Origin of the sequence: Pedobacter zeaxanthinifaciens, assembly GCF_003313335.1 — a bacterium.
Taxonomy (GTDB): Bacteria; Bacteroidota; Bacteroidia; order Sphingobacteriales; family Sphingobacteriaceae; genus Pedobacter; species Pedobacter zeaxanthinifaciens.
Window position 1 is genome coordinate 253842 of the sequence record NZ_QMHP01000002.1, and the last position, 16284, is coordinate 270125.

16 protein-coding genes are annotated in these 16284 nt (G+C 37.2%); 11 read left to right on the forward strand and 5 right to left on the reverse strand.

What is annotated here, in order from left to right; genetic code table 11:
* The first annotated feature begins 11 nt into the window (after positions 1–11).
* From DUT68_RS03680 to DUT68_RS03695, 4 genes are read left to right on the forward strand one after another with little or no spacing between them, the layout of a single operon-like run.
* Positions 12–449, forward strand: a complete 438-nt coding sequence (locus DUT68_RS03680; RefSeq protein WP_113635879.1) for a thioredoxin family protein — start codon at positions 12–14, stop codon at positions 447–449.
* Positions 427–1386, forward strand: a complete 960-nt coding sequence (locus DUT68_RS03685) for an FAD:protein FMN transferase (protein ID WP_237088251.1) — start codon at positions 427–429, stop codon at positions 1384–1386. The genes DUT68_RS03680 and DUT68_RS03685 overlap by 23 nt, the downstream gene beginning before the upstream one ends.
* The gene (locus DUT68_RS03690) at positions 1383–1601 is read left to right on the forward strand and encodes a DUF4266 domain-containing protein (RefSeq protein WP_113635880.1); all 219 of its coding nucleotides are present in this window, start codon (positions 1383–1385) and stop codon (positions 1599–1601) included. The genes DUT68_RS03685 and DUT68_RS03690 overlap by 4 nt, the downstream gene beginning before the upstream one ends.
* Before the next feature lie 14 nt (positions 1602–1615).
* Positions 1616–2806 carry a DUF3570 domain-containing protein gene (locus DUT68_RS03695; protein WP_113635881.1) on the forward strand — a complete coding sequence of 397 codons (1191 nt, stop codon included), beginning with the start codon at positions 1616–1618 and terminating at the stop codon, positions 2804–2806.
* A gap of 51 nt (positions 2807–2857) precedes the next feature.
* Here the strand turns inward: DUT68_RS03695 and DUT68_RS03700 are convergent, their stop codons facing one another.
* Both DUT68_RS03700 and DUT68_RS03705 read right to left on the reverse strand, forming a co-directional pair.
* Complete coding sequence (locus tag DUT68_RS03700) at positions 2858–3937, reverse strand: AI-2E family transporter (RefSeq protein ID WP_113635882.1); 1080 nt, start codon at positions 3935–3937, stop codon at positions 2858–2860.
* Positions 3938–3970: 33 nt separating this feature from the next.
* Positions 3971–4696 carry a DUF72 domain-containing protein gene (locus tag DUT68_RS03705; RefSeq protein WP_113635883.1) on the reverse strand — a complete coding sequence of 242 codons (726 nt, stop codon included), beginning with the start codon at positions 4694–4696 and terminating at the stop codon, positions 3971–3973.
* Positions 4697–5714: 1018 nt separating this feature from the next.
* Here DUT68_RS03705 and DUT68_RS03710 point away from each other — a divergent pair.
* From DUT68_RS03710 to DUT68_RS03735, 7 genes are all read left to right on the forward strand, one after another.
* The gene (locus tag DUT68_RS03710) at positions 5715–6497 is read left to right on the forward strand and encodes a hypothetical protein (RefSeq protein ID WP_113635884.1); all 783 of its coding nucleotides are present in this window, start codon (positions 5715–5717) and stop codon (positions 6495–6497) included.
* A 326-nt stretch (positions 6498–6823) separates the two neighbouring features.
* Positions 6824–7447, forward strand: a complete 624-nt coding sequence (locus tag DUT68_RS03715; RefSeq protein WP_157960761.1) for a porin family protein — start codon at positions 6824–6826, stop codon at positions 7445–7447.
* 242 nt (positions 7448–7689) lie between these two features.
* Positions 7690–8211 carry a hypothetical protein gene (locus DUT68_RS03720; RefSeq protein WP_157960762.1) on the forward strand — a complete coding sequence of 174 codons (522 nt, stop codon included), beginning with the start codon at positions 7690–7692 and terminating at the stop codon, positions 8209–8211.
* A gap of 32 nt (positions 8212–8243) precedes the next feature.
* Positions 8244–8903, forward strand: a complete 660-nt coding sequence (locus DUT68_RS03725; protein WP_198659530.1) for a hypothetical protein — start codon at positions 8244–8246, stop codon at positions 8901–8903.
* A 4-nt stretch (positions 8904–8907) separates the two neighbouring features.
* Positions 8908–9051, forward strand: a complete 144-nt coding sequence (locus DUT68_RS18275; protein ID WP_157960763.1) for a hypothetical protein — start codon at positions 8908–8910, stop codon at positions 9049–9051.
* 75 nt (positions 9052–9126) lie between these two features.
* Positions 9127–9564 carry a hypothetical protein gene (locus DUT68_RS03730; protein WP_113635888.1) on the forward strand — a complete coding sequence of 146 codons (438 nt, stop codon included), beginning with the start codon at positions 9127–9129 and terminating at the stop codon, positions 9562–9564.
* A 204-nt stretch (positions 9565–9768) separates the two neighbouring features.
* Positions 9769–10275 (forward strand): hypothetical protein, encoded by a 507-nt coding sequence (locus DUT68_RS03735; RefSeq protein ID WP_113635889.1) that lies wholly within the window; start codon positions 9769–9771, stop codon positions 10273–10275.
* A gap of 67 nt (positions 10276–10342) precedes the next feature.
* On the opposite strand, the gene DUT68_RS03740 is transcribed toward DUT68_RS03735, so the two are convergent.
* Genes DUT68_RS03740 through DUT68_RS03750 form a run of 3 tightly spaced genes read right to left on the reverse strand, consistent with a single transcriptional unit; the run spans position 10343 to position 16049 of the window.
* Positions 10343–11776, reverse strand: coding sequence for a TolC family protein (locus tag DUT68_RS03740; protein ID WP_113635890.1), 1434 nt, complete (start codon positions 11774–11776; stop codon positions 10343–10345).
* Entirely contained in the window at positions 11769–14942 is a 3174-nt protein-coding gene (locus DUT68_RS03745) for an efflux RND transporter permease subunit (RefSeq protein WP_113635891.1), read from the reverse strand. The genes DUT68_RS03740 and DUT68_RS03745 overlap by 8 nt, the downstream gene beginning before the upstream one ends.
* A 21-nt stretch (positions 14943–14963) precedes the next feature.
* Positions 14964–16049: an efflux RND transporter periplasmic adaptor subunit gene (locus DUT68_RS03750; protein ID WP_113635892.1), complete on the reverse strand. Its 1086-nt coding sequence runs from the start codon at positions 16047–16049 to the stop codon at positions 14964–14966.
* Between the last annotated feature and the right edge of the window lie 235 nt (positions 16050–16284).

Below are 16284 nucleotides of genomic sequence, written 5' to 3' on the forward strand. Positions count from 1 at the left end.
TAATAGTCACTATGAAACTTCTTTTGAGTTTTTTACTGATCATTGGGCTGGCTCCGGTGGCAAAATGGCAAACAGATTTAGATGTGGCAAAGCAAAATGCCAAACAGGAAAATAAGTTGATACTGGTGAATTTTGCGGGTTCTGATTGGTGCGGCCCTTGTATCAGGCTAAAGGAGGAAGTTTTTGATACACAAGCGTTCGTAGATTATGCCGATAAAAATTTGGTTTTGCTTAGGGCGGATTTTCCTAGGTTAAAGAAAAATAAATTGCCGGCAGATCAAGTGAAAAAAAATGAAGAGTTGGCAGATGTTTACAATAAAGATGGCCAGTTCCCTTTAACGGTTTTGATTGACGCGAATGGTAAGGTAGTAAAAAAATGGATTGGCTTTCAGGATCAGGGTGTAGATAAATTTATTGCAGAAATAAATGATGCTGTTAAAGGAAAGTAAGTTGGGCGAACAGGATAAAGTGCACACCGAAGTAGTAAAATTGATGGGAAACCGTTTTGAATTTACTACTGCAAGTGTACCTGAAGCTGTTGCCGAGGTAGCTATCGCAAAAGCTATTGCCGAAGTACAGCGAATAGAACGCCTGTTTACGACGTTTAGTGCTGATAGCCAAGTGAACCAAATTAACGCTAACGCTGGTGTAAAACCTGTGAAAGTGGATGGTGAGGTTTTGGCACTGATACAACGCTCCTTACGCATAGCTGAACTTACCGATGGCGCATTTGACATCACTTACGGAGGTTTGGATAAAAACCTTTGGAATTTCAATCAGCAAATGACCCAATTACCAGATAAAGAAACGGCAAAAAATGCGGTAGCAAATATCAATTATCGCAACGTAATTATAAATGAGGCCGATAGCACTGTTTACCTTAAAAATGAAGGCATGCGCATTGGATTTGGTGGCATTGGCAAGGGTTATGCGGCCGACAGGGCAAAGGCAGTGATGTTAGCTAATGGAATTAATAACGGAATCATTAACGCTGCCGGCGATTTGATTACTTGGGGTACACAACCAACGGGTAAATCGTGGACAGCGGGTATAGCGGATCCGTTTTTTAAAGATAAACCTTTTTCATGGTTAGATATCAGCAATATGGCTATTGCAACTTCTGGAACTTATGAAAAATTTGCAATGATTGATGGTAAAAAATATTCGCATACCATTGACCCAAAAACAGGTTACCCAACAAGTGGCATTGCCAGCGTAACTATGATTTGCCCTATTGCTGAATTGGCTGATGCAATGACCACACCCGTAATGGTGATGGGCGTTGAAGTGGGCTTAAATTTAATCAACCAAATGAAAAACATGGCCTGTATCATTATCGATGAGCAAGGCAAAATACACACCAGCAAAAATATTTCACTCAGATGAAAAAACTATCTATCATTGCTGCTATCTCTCTATTGGGGATGGCGCTAACTAGCTGCTCAGCGGTTAAGTCCTATCAAAAGGCGAAGCTTAACGATGCTGATATGGAGCTTTCAGCCAGACAGGCACAAAAATTCGAACAAAATTTCCAACTTTATCGCGAGGGTTCTTCTGGTGCCAATGGAGGCAAAAGCGGTGGTGGTTGTGGTTGTAACTAAACAAATTTACTGACATGAAAAAGTTTATCCCATTGGTGGTTGTGGCCATGCATTTTGCACTGGCTGCAAGTTTTGCGCAAACAAAGGTCGACACCTCCGCTTATCGATCAAGAAAGTTAAAAGTAGATGAAGTAAATTTAGTATCGGGTTATTACCAGCAAGATGGAAACAATTCAGCGGTAACTGGTGGGGTAGGTACAGAGCATCTTACGGATTTAGCTAATACGATTAATATTAAATTGTCACGTTACGGCCGAAATCCTAACATCAAACATCATTTTGGTTTTGAATTGGGGGTAGATACCTATACCTCTGCATCATCTGATAAAATAGATCCAAGTACCATTTCTTCTGCATCTTCTTCTGATGTAAGAATTTACCCATCACTTTCTTGGGGTATTGAAAATGAAGCGAAAAGAACCAGGTTTGACATTACGGCATCTGCATCTACAGAATATGATTACCAATCTTTCGGTGGTGCCATCGGTTTTACTAAAAGTTCTGCAGATAAAAATTTAGAGTTTAATATCAAAGCACAAGCTTTTTTAGATACTTGGAAAGTGATTTTGCCCATTGAGTTGCGAAACTCTCCACAGGATAATCACCAAAGCAGTCCCAGGAATTCGTTTAGTGTTTTTATGTCTTTGAGCAAAATCATCAATAAGAATTTTCAAATGGTATTTGCCACTGAACCGGGATATCAAGAGGGGCTTTTAGCTACAAAGTACCAGCGAGTTTATTTTACTGATAATACACTTAAATCTGAAAATTTACCTGGTAGTCGATATAAGCTACCCCTTAGTGTGAGAGCTAATTATTTCTTTGGCGACAAGTTTATTGTGCGTTCGTTCTATCGTTTTTATACCGATAATTGGGGCATTCGTGGGCATAGCGCTGAACTTGAACTACCAATAAAAATTACACCGTTTTTCTCGCTTAGTCCGTTTTATAGGTTTTATGCGCAAAATCAATCGCAGTATTTTGCACCATTTAGGCAGCATACTTTAGCGCAAACTTATTTTACAAGCGATTACGATTTATCAAAATTTGATAGCAACTTTTTTGGGGCGGGTTTAAGGTTTGCTCCACCTAAAGGAATTTTCAATGTAAGCAGAATTAAAACTGCCGAAATTAGATACGGCTATTATAAGCGAACTAACGGCTTAAATGCCAATATTTTGAGCCTAGCGGTAGGCTTTAAGTAAATATAAAACACCTGAAATAGCGCATAGCTGTTTCAGGTGTTTTTTTGCTTGTTATTTTTTACCAAACAATCTCTTAAAGTAATCAATTACCGAAGTTTTTTGCTTTTTTGGGTTTTCGGGACCAATTAAAAAACCGTATGGCTGTAAATTTGGATGATGATCGCAGATGATTTTTACCATTCCTATTAATGGTATAGCGAGTATCATGCCGGCAATTCCCCAAATCATCTCCCCTAAAACAATAGCCATAATGGTAAAAAGCGGGTTGATATTTACCTGTTCGCCAACTACCAAAGGCTCCAAAATGTAGGTTTGGATGAACTGCACTACAAAATAAGTGAGCAGTACCCAAATAATTTTATTGTTACCATTCCCTTGCGCTACCACAGCCAAAACCGTAATGCTTGTTCCGGTTAAATTTCCTACAAAGGGGATGATTTCAAGCAAGCCGCATAGCACCGCAAAGAAAATTGCATTTTCTACGCCAACTAGGCTAAAGCCAATACCATACATCACCCATAGTAAACCAATCATTGCGGCTAGTCCGCTCAGGTATTTTTGTGAAACCTTTCCTGCCTTATGTACTACCAAGTCGGTTTCTGCTTTTTCATCTCTAGCCACTAACTTTAGGATGAATTTTTTGATGTGCGTCCTGTAAAGTAAAAACAAGTACATGTACACTAAAACTAGCACTGCATTTACCGCTAGGCTCATTATTGAGGAAGCAAATACAAGCAACATACTTCCGGCTCCTTCCCCTTGTCCGCTAATGATTTCCTTTTGCTGTTTCTTATCGATGCCTACCGTTTGATTGATCCAATCTCTCAAATTATTGAATAAAGCATAAAGCCTTGATTTCATTTCATCAATGTTTTCTGCCAAGCTTGAAAGTTGTATGGAAAGCAATAATGCTATTAAACCAATACAAAATACAAATATTAACATGCAAAGGAGAGCGGAAACTGCCCGACTGATATTTTTACTTTCGAAATAGTTACATAACCTGATAAAAAGCATTGCCAGCACAGCTGATAATACCACAGGGATTAAAAACGGACCTGCAAAGTAAAGGCCAGCAAAGCCAAATGAAAATAGCAGTAATACGTAAACGCTTTGTTGAAGTTTTTCCATCAGCAAGATAACATCAAATAATGTAATAATGTTCTAGCGATGCAGATGCAATAGTTCCTTTAGCTCTTTTGCATTTTGTATGGCGCTTGATCCCCAAGTATTGTTGAAGTAAACGAAGACTTGCTTGCTTGTAGATGGAATTTGGGCGATAAATTGTTGAATTGCATCGATGCTATATTTAGATTTATAAAGCACAGGGTTGCCGTGGAAGCGGTAATAAACTGTTTGAAGGTTCGCAATTAGCTCAATAGGCAGGTTTTTAGGATGGTCCTGCCCTGAAAATACAATTCCGGCTTTAGTGAGTTGCTGGTAGATATGGTCATCCCACCACGAAGCATGTCTAAATTCAACCACGGGTTGCGGGATTTTTTGAAGTAGGTTTACAAGTAGTTCCAACCTTTCTTCTGTATAGCTAAATAGCGGTGGAAATTGAAATAGGATGCAGGCCAGTTTTTCTTTAATGGCATTATTGCTAATCTCAACAAATTGATTTAAGTCGTCGGTGCAGTTTTTTAATTGCTTGTAATGTGTAATTAGCCTGGGTGCTTTTAATGTAAAAAGGAAATCCTCAGGGCTATCGTTATACCATTTACCTAACGATTTTTCAGTAGGCATTTTGTAAAAGGTAGCATTGATTTCTATCGTATTGAAATTTTCGCAGTAAAACTTGAACCAGTCTTTCTGCGGCAGTCCCGTTGGATAGAATATTTCTTTCCATTCTCTATAGTAGAAACCAGAACATCCAATACGCCATTCCATGCTATTTTAACAGTTGATTAACGGTTTAGTTTGTTGGTTTTTTTAGTACTTCGGAATGGTTTAGCGCTAACTCATTTTCTCTTTTTTACGGAGAGGGTTAGGGAGACGATGAGCAAACCTGAGCTTTATCGAAAGCATGCCTAGCTATAAAAGCTCTATGCCGCGGGGCATCTTCTTTATCCTTGATGATAAAGAAGCAACCTGAGCTTCAGCGAAAGCATGCCTACCTATAAAAATCACAACAACATAGGCATAACATCAAGGCTTGCACCTTTTCTTGGATTAAGCTACCAAATATCCTGATGGCGCAAGAAAAAGGCGTTTTCCATTCTGTTGCCTTTCGCTCACGCTGCATTCTTGCTTGATACCGCAAGGTTAGGGTTTGTGCAATGGCTATTTTGGTGCTTACTCCGTCGAAAACCTGCTATGCCATTTTAGTGCTTAGGAATGGTCTGTTCTAATAATGTCTTCCTGCAATGTCGTTGCTATTTTGTCATCTCGAGTTTATCGAGAGATCTAGTTTTCACTTATCAATACGTCTACACAGGTTATACGGCATGGCGTCTTAATGATTGTTGATGAGAGAGAAAAGCAAGTAAATCAAATTTTTATGTAATCATAAAATAGTATTCTCATAGTACTCTATCCCTACTTGAACCCTACCTTTGATATACCTTTGACCTAGGCGATTAATTTAGCATCCTAATGACCGCAAATTTTTAATAAGTAGTTTTGGGATGTCAAATTAATTTGTTGAAATTAGTATATGTGCCAGAAGTGATTTTAGTATTGCAGCTTTTCACCGATATTAAGAATAATCTCTACCATTTGTAAAATTCGAAGCCTTCATTTATATTGCGTTATCTAAATCTATCTAAGCTCGATCCTGCCCGTTAAAATTCTAACATTTTACATTAAAGTTTCGCAAAGCCGATGGTATTTAGGTAGATATGCGTAATAGAGTTGCGTTTATTTGAGAGTTATATGCCATTTTACTGAACGACTGTAAACAGAGGAAATGAAACAACTAATTAACATATTGACAATCTTACTTTCTTGTATCATTACAGTTTCTTGTGAACAGACGATAAAAAGTGAAAAAGTAAACAAAACCGAAAAAAAAATAGTTGAAAATAATTACTCAAAAATTATTTCTGACTCAACTAACAAACTGACTAATAAAATTGAAAAATTTGAAGTTCAATATAGAGTTTGGGGTTGTGCTTGTCCACAATGGATAAAAACCAAAGACACGATTAAACAAAATGAGGAAAAAACAAAATATATTGACTTTCATTTTTATCTTCAACCAGCTGATAAGTCATTAGAATTACCAATTTATTTTGACGCTTTTAGACATTTTGTAAAAGTTGAGGGACAATTTTATGAAAATAAAGATTATCCACAAGGAACAATAGAAATGGAAGAACCAATGCCAAAAGCAAAAGTTTTTAGATACACAAAATATGAAATAATTGACAATCCAAACTTTAAACCTGAAAGTAAAATTGAAACTTTGACATTGACATATAACGCAATTTCTTGCACTTGTGCACAATGGAGCGAAAAAAAATATGCTGACAATCCTGAAAAGCGAGTTTATTATTGGTTAGAACCAGCAAATGACAAATTGATTAAAGCTGACGAATTGTTTAACGGTGAGAATTTACCAATAATAATAAAAGTAACAGGTCAAATTATTACAGAAAAAGGATTTCCTAAAAGAAGATTAGTAAAAGTCGGTGAAGATAAAGCAGGAAAAGTATTTAGATACACAAAAATTGAAATTATTAAAAAATAAAAGAAAAAAAACGGCATATAACAAGGTATTGCCAAAAGCGGGGCTGAAGTACTAAACCCAACATTTGTGCATTTAAAAAACTTTTGTACTCTAGCCGAGTGGAAGTGCATTTAAAACCCCGCCTTCGGCAATACCGAAACCGTTAGCATGCATTTTGAAAAATGCCTGTATATAACACGGGTTTTACATAATCGGGCTGACGTGAAAACATATAACGTCTTTACCGCTGATGAATTAAAAGATAAATTGCACCACATTACAAAACACAACTTATAATAATACGAAATTCCAAACTACTACTGAAAAATATGAAAAACCACTATACTATGAAAAGACCGCTATTGACAACATTTTTAGTTATATTTTGTTTAATTCAATCATTTGGACAAATCAGCTTTGGCCTTAAAGCTGGACTTAATCTCGGTGATATAAAAAATATTGGTTTGACAGATCATAGCACAAGGCTAGGGTTAAATGGTGGACTATTTACGGAAATAGAAATTAGTGAAAAATTTATTACCCGACAGGAACTTCTCTATTCAATCAAAGGGTGTAAATTTCCGTCAACAGAATTTAATGGCGGTGGAACTTTAAGTCTTAATTATTTTTCTATTCCACTTTTAGGAGGATTTCGTCCTAACGACAAATTTACAATTCTATTGGGTCCTGAATTTGGTTTTCTGATGAGCGCAAATTCAAAGTTTGACGGGAGTAACCATGACGTATCAAAGAACTTTAGAAAATTTGATTTGGCAATGAACTTAGGATCGTCTTTCAACCTCAAAAATGGTTTGGGTTTTGAGCTCCGTTATAGTCACGGGTTCGAAAAGTTAGTTGATGTTTCCATCACAGATCAATCTGGTAATGAGATTGGAAATGACAAGGTAGGCAGTAATAGAGTTTTTCAAATAGGAGTGTTTTACAAGTTAATTAAAAGTAGAAAACCCTAACTCTTTAGGTTTTACTTTGCGAATAACAAACAGAAACCAAATTAATGTCTGCATTCGGAGAATTTATTATCTATATTGTTTATTTTACGCTTGGCTTCGCTTGTATAATATCTATGAACGAATAGGTATCTAACTTGTTATACACACATTAAACCAAAATACAAATGACGCTTAGAATGAAACACATCATTTTTGATGAATAAATAACCTTTGACTATAGAAAAGCCCAAAAAATATTTAGTATGCTACTCTTAATTAACGCCATGTCAACCACATCGGTAAGCCAAAGACAGTATTTAATTCATATGAAAAAGTTCACCATTTTATTGTTTTTCATGTTTACGCTTCTAATGAATATTACAGCCTGCCGAAAAAAGTACAAACCTCAGAATAGGAACCCTCATTTCCGTAAGCAGTTTGTACAGGCTTTGAAATTACAGCTTGTGAACATAGATAGTGCTTATCGGTACGGTGATACAAAAATTTTTAACGATACCATTATAGGGATTGACGTGTCTAAGACCAAGGGCTCACGTGTTCAAAATCCAGATAAAGCTATCTATTTTATACAGTCGTTGAAAGGAAATATGAAAAAGATGGAATATCGTGCCGATATTACTGTGCCTGTTGAACTTGATGCCCTACGCAACGGTAATATCTATTTTGGCGCTTATGGGAACAGTTATGCGATGAGCATTGGTAAAGATGGACTAAAAGAATATTTTAAAAATATCAGGATACGCTTTTTTATGCCAACAAGGTAATGTTGTACAAGAACAATGCTGTTATAGTAAGTATGAACGGTGTATTTTTATTTGATCTTGGTAGCCAAAAACTTTTGAGAAAATACAAGTATAAAGACGAAATAGGAAACTTTGGTGCTTTTATAGACGGTGATGACCTGTTTTTTAACGAAGTAATAACCAAGATTATGCCCGATAGCTCTCAAAAAGAAACACTAATATTAAACCGTATGGATTTAAAGGATTTGACCTATAAGTGGAAAGCTAAAATATCCGGTTCCTACGTATCTCATTTTAACGATGATAAATTTTTGCTGTACGGAAAGAAGTGCTACACAGTAGCCAGAAACAATGGTAAAATTACCGAAATTTCTAACCGAAAAATGATCTTCAAAAAGGATAGTGTATATGGCATACGGTATGTACACACACTAGACACTACCCTTCACAAAGAAGGGTATGAACTTGTAAACCCGGGATTTGTAGTCTTAGATTCTTTAAATAAGGAGCTGTATTCTTTTAAGAATTGCCGTTATATGACTGAGCGTGGAGAGTTTATCATCTTACGGACAAATGATAATCTTTATTACCTTTTAGTAAACAAACGAAGTGGTAAAATCTCGCATAAGATTAATAATAATGATTCTCGGGAAGACAAAATTAAATTTTTAGGCAAGTATATTTTAATTGACGGTATCTACTTATATAAATAGAGTTATGGCAAATACATATTATCCAGCACTTTCGAGCATTTTATCGGTAGATTATCTACCTGAGGAACTCAATTTTATATCAAGTAATTTAAATGAATTGCTCAACAACGTGCATTTTAAGGATCTTATGGTAGAAAAACCACTCTAGTGCAACGGTACTTGTGTTCAATTGTTATATAGGCCCAAGCGGACGCTTGCGCCATAGGGGGTAGAGTATTAATTTATGGATGGAATAAAATTTTTTGAGTTTCTTAAAACGGGAAATAACCTAAACGGTGTCATACTTAATGATCCGAAGGATAAAATATCCGAGCTTTTAGGCGAACCAATTGAACTAATAGGTGATAGGGAATGTGGTTTTTTTCAGTATAAGAATGGCGTTAGAATTGGTTATTTCGGTAATGAAATCGATGAGTTGGCAATAAGTTTTGTGGGTCGAGGGGATATTTTTTATAGTGTCAAATTAGATAATACTTATGAAATAACAAATCATACACAAATTCATGAGTTTATATTTTTTTTAAACAATAATAATTTAAGCTGGAAAAGTTTTGACGAGAAGAGTAAAATGGCTTTTAGTATTATTCTTAAAAGTGGAGTTTATGTAGTTTTTGATTTGGAAACAGGTTGCTTATATAAGATAGGTAAATCGAGACTTTAACGCACTCCTAAAGCAAGTGTTTACTTTGTAGAGCTCACTTTGTTCGGTTAGCGTAGCGGTGCTTGTGCTTAATTGTCATATAGGGCCCAAATGGACACTTGTGCCAGAGCGGTTAGCTCAATAATTAAAGGATTGGGCTAGATGATGCCATTTGTAGCGATATCTACTTTGCCAACGTATAGGTGCTATACTCAAAATAGAATTATGAAGAAGTTTTTATTTGCCCTAACCTTTATTTTTGCCATTAATTTAGCCTGCAAAAAAATTGACGACCCCAATCCAATATGTGCCTGTTCGCCTGTGCAGTTGCCAACCTTAACCTTAGTATTGAAAAATGCTAACCAATTGGATTTATTGAATCCTAACAATCAGGGAGCTTACTTGTCAAAGGATATTAAACTCTTTTATTTAGATGCCGCTCAGGCGGAAAAGAACGTAAATTTTTACCTAAGAACACCATTTTCTTATGGTAGCAAGATGTTTAACTTTTATCAATTGCATTCTTCGGATATTTTAAAAATGGCTGCTGAAAATAGTACACAAGTTTTTACGCTGCAAGTAGGTGCCAAGCAATTCAAGCTAAAAATAACGCTAGATGATAAATTGAAATATAAAGTTAACCAACTATGGGTTAATGATGTATCGGTGCCTATGGAAACGGGAGAGGTGAGCTCTTTCGTGCCAAATATGTTTTACATCAGCACTCAATAAAAAAAGTCCCGAATAATTCGGGACTTTTCAACTAGTAAATAATTAATTAGTAAAACCTCTAAACTAATTAATTCCATCCGCCACCTAACGCTTGATAAATTTTTACCATCGCATTAAGTTGCTGTTTCTTTGTTTCTATCAACTCCAGTTTAGCTTCTAAAGCATCTCGTTGAGTCATCAACACCTCTAAATAGTCGGCCCTCGCCGATTTAAATAGGTCATTTGATATATTGATAGATTGGTTAAGTGCTTGCACCTGTTTATCTTTTAAATCGTAAGTTTTTTTCAGATTACCAATGCTAGCCATTTGATTAGCCACTTCTATGTACGCATTTAAAATAGTTCTTTCATATTGATAAACTGCTTGTGTTTGCTTGGCGTTGGCTGCGAAATAGCTTGCTTTAATAGCGTTCTTGTTAATTAAGGGCGCAGCAATATCGCCCGCTATCGAATACAGCATAGATTCTGGAAATTTAACTAGGTAGGAAGGGTTAAAGGCTTGAAAACCTAAGGCACCAGTAATACCAAACGAAGGATAAAACTGTGCTTTAGCCGCTTTAACATCTAACTTCGAAGCAATTAAATCCAGCTCCGCTTGTTTAATATCTGGTCGGTTAGCCAACAACTGTGAAGGAATGCCCACAGGAAACTGATCCGCTACACTATCAAAACTGTTTACATTTCTAGCAATATGCTGCGGATATCTTCCTAGTAGAAAGTTGATCTTGTTTTCGGTTTCAGTAATTTGTTGCGCAATTTGATATTCCAAGCTTTTTGAACTTAGCACCTCGGCCTCAAATTTACGCACAGCTAATTCTGTTACCCTGGCCGCTTCCTTTTGTAGCTTCACTACTTCCAAGGCATTGCTTTGCAATGCTATGTTTTTGCGGACCATTGCCAATTGATTATCCAATGCCAAAAGTTCGTAGTAAGAGTTTGCAATTTCTGCTACCAAGTTAGTTACAACAAAGTTTTTGCCTTCAACTGATGACAGGTAACGAGTGTAAGCGGCTTTCTTAGCATTACGTAATTTGTGCCAAACATCAACTTCCCAATTAGCATACAGTCCCGCCATAAAATCGGGTACGGGATCTGGCATTTCTTTTCCAGGTTCTATTTCAGTGGTGGCATCACCTGCTCCCTGGCTAGTGTACCGTCCTACTTTTTCAAGTCCAGCGCCTGCTCTTATACCAACTGAAGGCAGCAATTCACCTTTTCTTGCCCTAACTTCACTTCTAGCTATTTCAATTTCCTGTAGGGTGATATTTAACTCCTGATTATTTTGCAAAGCAGTATCAATCAGGTTAGTCAGATATTGATCTTTAAAATAGTCTTTCCATTTAATTGCTGCCAAGTTAGTAGTATCGCTTCCACTATTGGCATAAGTATTGGGTGTGCTTTTGTTCTCGTTTTTTTGAACAATGGCTGGTATTTTACAGCTTGAATATGCCATGTATAACAGTGCAAATCCCCATATTTTATATTGATTTCTTTTATACATTGCCTTCAATTTCTTCGGTTAACGGATGTTCTTCTTCAATTTTAATCAGTTTGCGTTTGCTGGCGATGGTACCGAACACATAATACAGCCCTGGGATGATAATTACACCAAATACAGTTCCAAGGAGCATACCTCCAGCAGCTGCTGAACCAATTGTTCTGTTGCCAATTGCACCGGGACCAGTGGCAAAAACTAAAGGAATTAAACCTGCGATGAACGCAAATGAGGTCATTAAAATAGGGCGGAACCTTACCACTGCACCTTCCATGGCGGCAGCAAGTATTGTTTTTCCTTCCGCATGTTTTAGGGAGGCAAATTCCACAATTAATACGGCATTTTTACCCAATAAACCAATGAGCATTACCATAGATACTTGGGCGTAGATGTTATTTTCTAATCCAAACAACTTAAGGAAAAGGAAAGCGCCGAAGATACCCACCGGCAATGAAAATATTACCGCCAAAGGTAAGATGAAACTTTCGTACTGTGCAGAAAGCACCAAATAAACGAAACCTAAACAGATGATAAAAATGTAAACAGCTTCATTGCCTCTACTGCTTTCATCTTTGGAGATACCTGCCCAGTCGATACCGTAACCCCTTGGCAAGGTTTTCTTAGCCACCTCTTCTACAGCTTTTAGCGCTTCGCCAGAGCTGTAGCCATTTGCTGCTGATCCGTTTACTTCGGCAGAGTTGTACATGTTATGGCGAGTAATTTCCGACAAGCCATATACTTTTTGCATGGTCATGAATGCCGAGAAAGGCACCATTTCATCCTTTTCGTTTTTAACGTAAAGTTTCATCACATCTGCAGGTAAGGCCCTGTATTGTGGTAACGATTGAACAATTACCTTGTACTGTCTACCGAATTTGATGAAGTTGGTTTCATAGTTACTACCAATTAAATCAGATAAAGTTTCCAATGCTTTTTCAGGAGTAACACCTTTTTGCTGTGCTTTATCGTTATCAATATTTAACATGTATTGCGGGAAACTGGCGCTGTAGAAAGTAAATACCGATTGCAGCTCAGGGCGTTTGTTCAATTCCTTAACAAAGTCCTTGCTCACTTTTTCCATCTCTACATAGTTGTTCCTACCTGCTTTATCCAATAAACGAAGCTCGAAACCTCCAGCTGCACCATAGCCTGGCACCGCAGGTGGTTGGAAAAACTCCACCATAGCACCTGGAATATCTTTCGATTTTTCTTCCAGTTCTTTGATGATATCCTGTGCACTATTTTTACGATCTTTCCAATCTTTTAGGTTGATTAGACAGGTACCCGAGTTGGATCCAGTTCCTTCGGTAAGCACCTCGTATCCGGCTAATGCCGAAACAGATTTTACCCCTTCAATTTCCTCGCAAATTTTTTCCAACCTTTCTGAAATTTGGTTGGTTCTTTCCAAAGTTGATCCTGGAGGCGTTTGAATAATCGCATAAATCATCCCTTGGTCTTCATTAGGAATAAAACCAGATGGAACTGAACTGCTTAAAAAATAAGTAGCTACGCAGAAAATACCAAGCACACCAAATATCGCTACACGGCGAGTAACCACCTTCGTCATTACTTTTTGGTAACGGCCAGTTAATCTGTAAAACCAGTTGTTAAATGCATTTAATCCTTTATCAATAATTGATTTTTTATGTTGATGATTAGCACTATGTTTCTTCAACATAATGGCACATAAAGCTGGTGTTAAAGTTAAGGCTACAATACCGGATAGGATAATTGACGTAGCCATGGTGATGGAGAACTGGCGGTAAAAAACACCAACAGGACCCGACATAAATGCCACTGGAATGAATACCGAAGCCATCAAAAAGGTAATTGCCACAATAGCACCACCAATTTCGCTAATAGCTAACTGCGTTGCTTTCAATACAGACAATCGCTTATCAGCTTCCATCTTGGCGTGGACGGCCTCAATTACCACAATGGCATCATCAACCACAATGCCAATAGCAAGTACCAAAGCAAATAACGTGATAAGGTTTAGCGTAATGCCGAAAAACTGCATGAATACGAATGAACCGATCAGCGATACAGGAACAGCAATTGCTGGAATTAAGGTAGAACGCCAATCGCCAAGGAAGATGAAAACTACCAAGCCTACCAAAATGAAAGCTTCCACCAAGGTATGTACTACTTTTTCGATAGAGGCATCTAAGAATTTGGATACGTCGTAGCTGATCTCATAATCCATGCCTTTAGGGAAAGAAGTCGCTTTGATTTCTTCCATCCGCTTCTTTACATCTTCAATTACTTGTTGTGCATTACTGCCATAAGATTGCTTTAATACAATAGCCGCTGAAGGTTTACCATTGATGTGCGAATACAAATCGTACATGGAACTGCCAAATTCTACATCGGCAACATCTTTTAAACGTAGGATTTCGCCGTTCGCACTTGCTCTTAGGATGATATTACGGTAGCCATCTTCGTTGGTAAAACGCCCTGGGTATTTCAATACATACTCGAACGATTCGGAACGTTTACCCGAACTTTCACCGGTTTTACCTGGTGATGCCTCTAAACTTTGGTTGTTTAATGCTTCCAATACTTCCTCTGAAGAGATTTTGTAGGTCAGCATTTTATCGGGCTTTAACCAAATACGCATTGCATATTCGCGGTTACCCAAAATGTCGGCAAAGCCTACGCCATCCACACGTTTTAGCTCTGGTAGTAAGTTAATATCCGCATAGTTGTACAAGAAATTTTCGTTCATGTGCGGATCTTTACTGAACACGTTAACATACATTAGCATGTTAGGCTGTTCACGACTAATCTTTATCCCTTCTCTAATTACCAAAGGAGGAAGCTTATTAGTAACAGCAGCAACACGATTTTGTACGTTTAAGGTAGCTTGGTCTGGGTTGGTACCTAAGTTAAATACGATTTGGATAGAACACTCGCCATCATTACCAGCATCCGAAGTCATATATTTCATTCCCGGAATACCGTTAAGGGCTCTTTCCAGTGGAATTACTACGGCTTTAATTAAAAGTTCATTGTTGGCACCTGGATATTCGGCTACTACGTTTACCATAGGAGGCGATATATTAGGAAGTTGAGTTACGGGTAGGCCAATAAGTGCCAATACCCCTATGAATACGATAACCAGCGATATCACTATCGACAACACTGGTCGTTTGATAAATTTGCTAAACATAATTTTTAAGGAAAATGGCTACTACTCTGCTTTTAATTGTAATTGGCTTAGCGCTTGTTTAGGTTCAATAAACTTGAAGTTGATTTTTTCATCGTCCTTCACTTTTTGAACGCCGTCAAACACAATTTTTTCGCCTTGTTGTAGGCCACTTGCAACTACGTAAAGGTCCGGAAGCTCACCACCAATTTTAATTTCCTTGGATTTAGCAACGCCTTTGCTGTCAATTACAAAAACATAAGTTTTATCCTGCAATTCGTAAGTAGCTTTTTGAGGGATGATTAATGCATTTTTCAAAGGAATAACCATTTGTACCTTTCCTGTTTCCCCATGGCGCAACAACTGATTTGGATTTGGGAATTTTGCTCTAAAAGCGATGTTTCCCGTTTCAGAATCGAATTCGCCTTCAATGGTTTCTACTTCGCCTTTGCTTCCCAAGGTTTCGCCATTGGCTAAAATGAGGCTAACGTTGGTGTTATTTTTAGATTTTGATTGCTGAAAATTAAGATACTCAGGCTCTGAAACATTAAAGTAAGCAAACATTTGACTATTGTCTGAAAGTGTGGTCAGCAACTCACCTTCATCAATTAAACTTCCTAGTTTTTTTGGTAGGCGGTCAATTTTGCCATCAAAAGGCGCTCTAATTTCAGTAAAAGATAGATGAAGCTTAGCTAATGACTCTTCGGCTTTTGCTTGAGCTAATTTGGCTTTGGCCATTGCCAGTTCATTTGGAGCTACTACATTTTTATCGGCCAATAATTTGGTGTTAGCTAATTCAATTTCCGACGCCTTTACCTCAGCCTGTGCTTTAAGCACTTCAGCTTCGTACATTTTAGGCATAATTTTGAAAAGTAACTGTCCTGCTTTTACGTTTTGGCCTTCATCTACGTAAATATTTTGCAAAAATCCTTTTTCTTGAGCCCTAATTTCGATGTTACGGACAGAGCGGATTTGCGATACGTATTCTTTAGTGAAAGAGGTGTCCAGCGTTAACGGACTTGTGGCAGTGTAGTTGGTTTTTTCTTCTTTTTCTTCTTCTTTTTTACCGGAGCAACTGCAATAAAATAGGACGGAGGCACATACACCTACGAGCATTAGATTTTTCTTCATTGTGTTATTATTATTTACCTAGTTGTTAAAAATTAAAGAAAACTTACTATTGAGATTTTGCAGTGGTTTTCTTTGTTGCGGTCAAAAATAATTTCACAACCATGAAGTTTTAATGAAGAAAAATGAACCTAATCTTCATAAATGGAGAAATAAATAAAAAATGTTGATTGTATTACTAAAGTGTATGAAAAAATGAGTTCGAAATACCTTAAAAACAAAAAAATCCCGCATTAAG

What these genes read in the sequence shown, in the direction of transcription:
- DUT68_RS03720 (WP_157960762.1), top strand. Translation starts at nt 7,690, where the DNA reads ATGCTACTCTTAATTAACGCCATGTCAACCACATCGGTAAGCCAAAGA.
- DUT68_RS03715 (WP_157960761.1), top strand. Translation starts at nt 6,824, where the DNA reads ATGAAAAGACCGCTATTGACAACATTTTTAGTTATATTTTGTTTAATT.
- DUT68_RS03730 (WP_113635888.1), top strand. Translation starts at nt 9,127, where the DNA reads ATGGATGGAATAAAATTTTTTGAGTTTCTTAAAACGGGAAATAACCTA.
- DUT68_RS03695 (WP_113635881.1), top strand. Translation starts at nt 1,616, where the DNA reads ATGAAAAAGTTTATCCCATTGGTGGTTGTGGCCATGCATTTTGCACTG.
- DUT68_RS03735 (WP_113635889.1), top strand. Translation starts at nt 9,769, where the DNA reads ATGAAGAAGTTTTTATTTGCCCTAACCTTTATTTTTGCCATTAATTTA.
- DUT68_RS03690 (WP_113635880.1), top strand. Translation starts at nt 1,383, where the DNA reads ATGAAAAAACTATCTATCATTGCTGCTATCTCTCTATTGGGGATGGCG.
- DUT68_RS03750 (WP_113635892.1), bottom strand. Translation starts at nt 16,049, where the DNA reads ATGAAGAAAAATCTAATGCTCGTAGGTGTATGTGCCTCCGTCCTATTT.
- DUT68_RS03725 (WP_198659530.1), top strand. Translation starts at nt 8,244, where the DNA reads ATGAACGGTGTATTTTTATTTGATCTTGGTAGCCAAAAACTTTTGAGA.
- DUT68_RS03705 (WP_113635883.1), bottom strand. Translation starts at nt 4,696, where the DNA reads ATGGAATGGCGTATTGGATGTTCTGGTTTCTACTATAGAGAATGGAAA.
- DUT68_RS03745 (WP_113635891.1), bottom strand. Translation starts at nt 14,942, where the DNA reads ATGTTTAGCAAATTTATCAAACGACCAGTGTTGTCGATAGTGATATCG.
- DUT68_RS03710 (WP_113635884.1), top strand. Translation starts at nt 5,715, where the DNA reads ATGAAACAACTAATTAACATATTGACAATCTTACTTTCTTGTATCATT.
- DUT68_RS18275 (WP_157960763.1), top strand. Translation starts at nt 8,908, where the DNA reads ATGGCAAATACATATTATCCAGCACTTTCGAGCATTTTATCGGTAGAT.
- DUT68_RS03700 (WP_113635882.1), bottom strand. Translation starts at nt 3,937, where the DNA reads ATGGAAAAACTTCAACAAAGCGTTTACGTATTACTGCTATTTTCATTT.
- DUT68_RS03680 (WP_113635879.1), top strand. Translation starts at nt 12, where the DNA reads ATGAAACTTCTTTTGAGTTTTTTACTGATCATTGGGCTGGCTCCGGTG.
- DUT68_RS03740 (WP_113635890.1), bottom strand. Translation starts at nt 11,776, where the DNA reads ATGTATAAAAGAAATCAATATAAAATATGGGGATTTGCACTGTTATAC.
- DUT68_RS03685 (WP_237088251.1), top strand. Translation starts at nt 427, where the DNA reads ATGATGCTGTTAAAGGAAAGTAAGTTGGGCGAACAGGATAAAGTGCAC.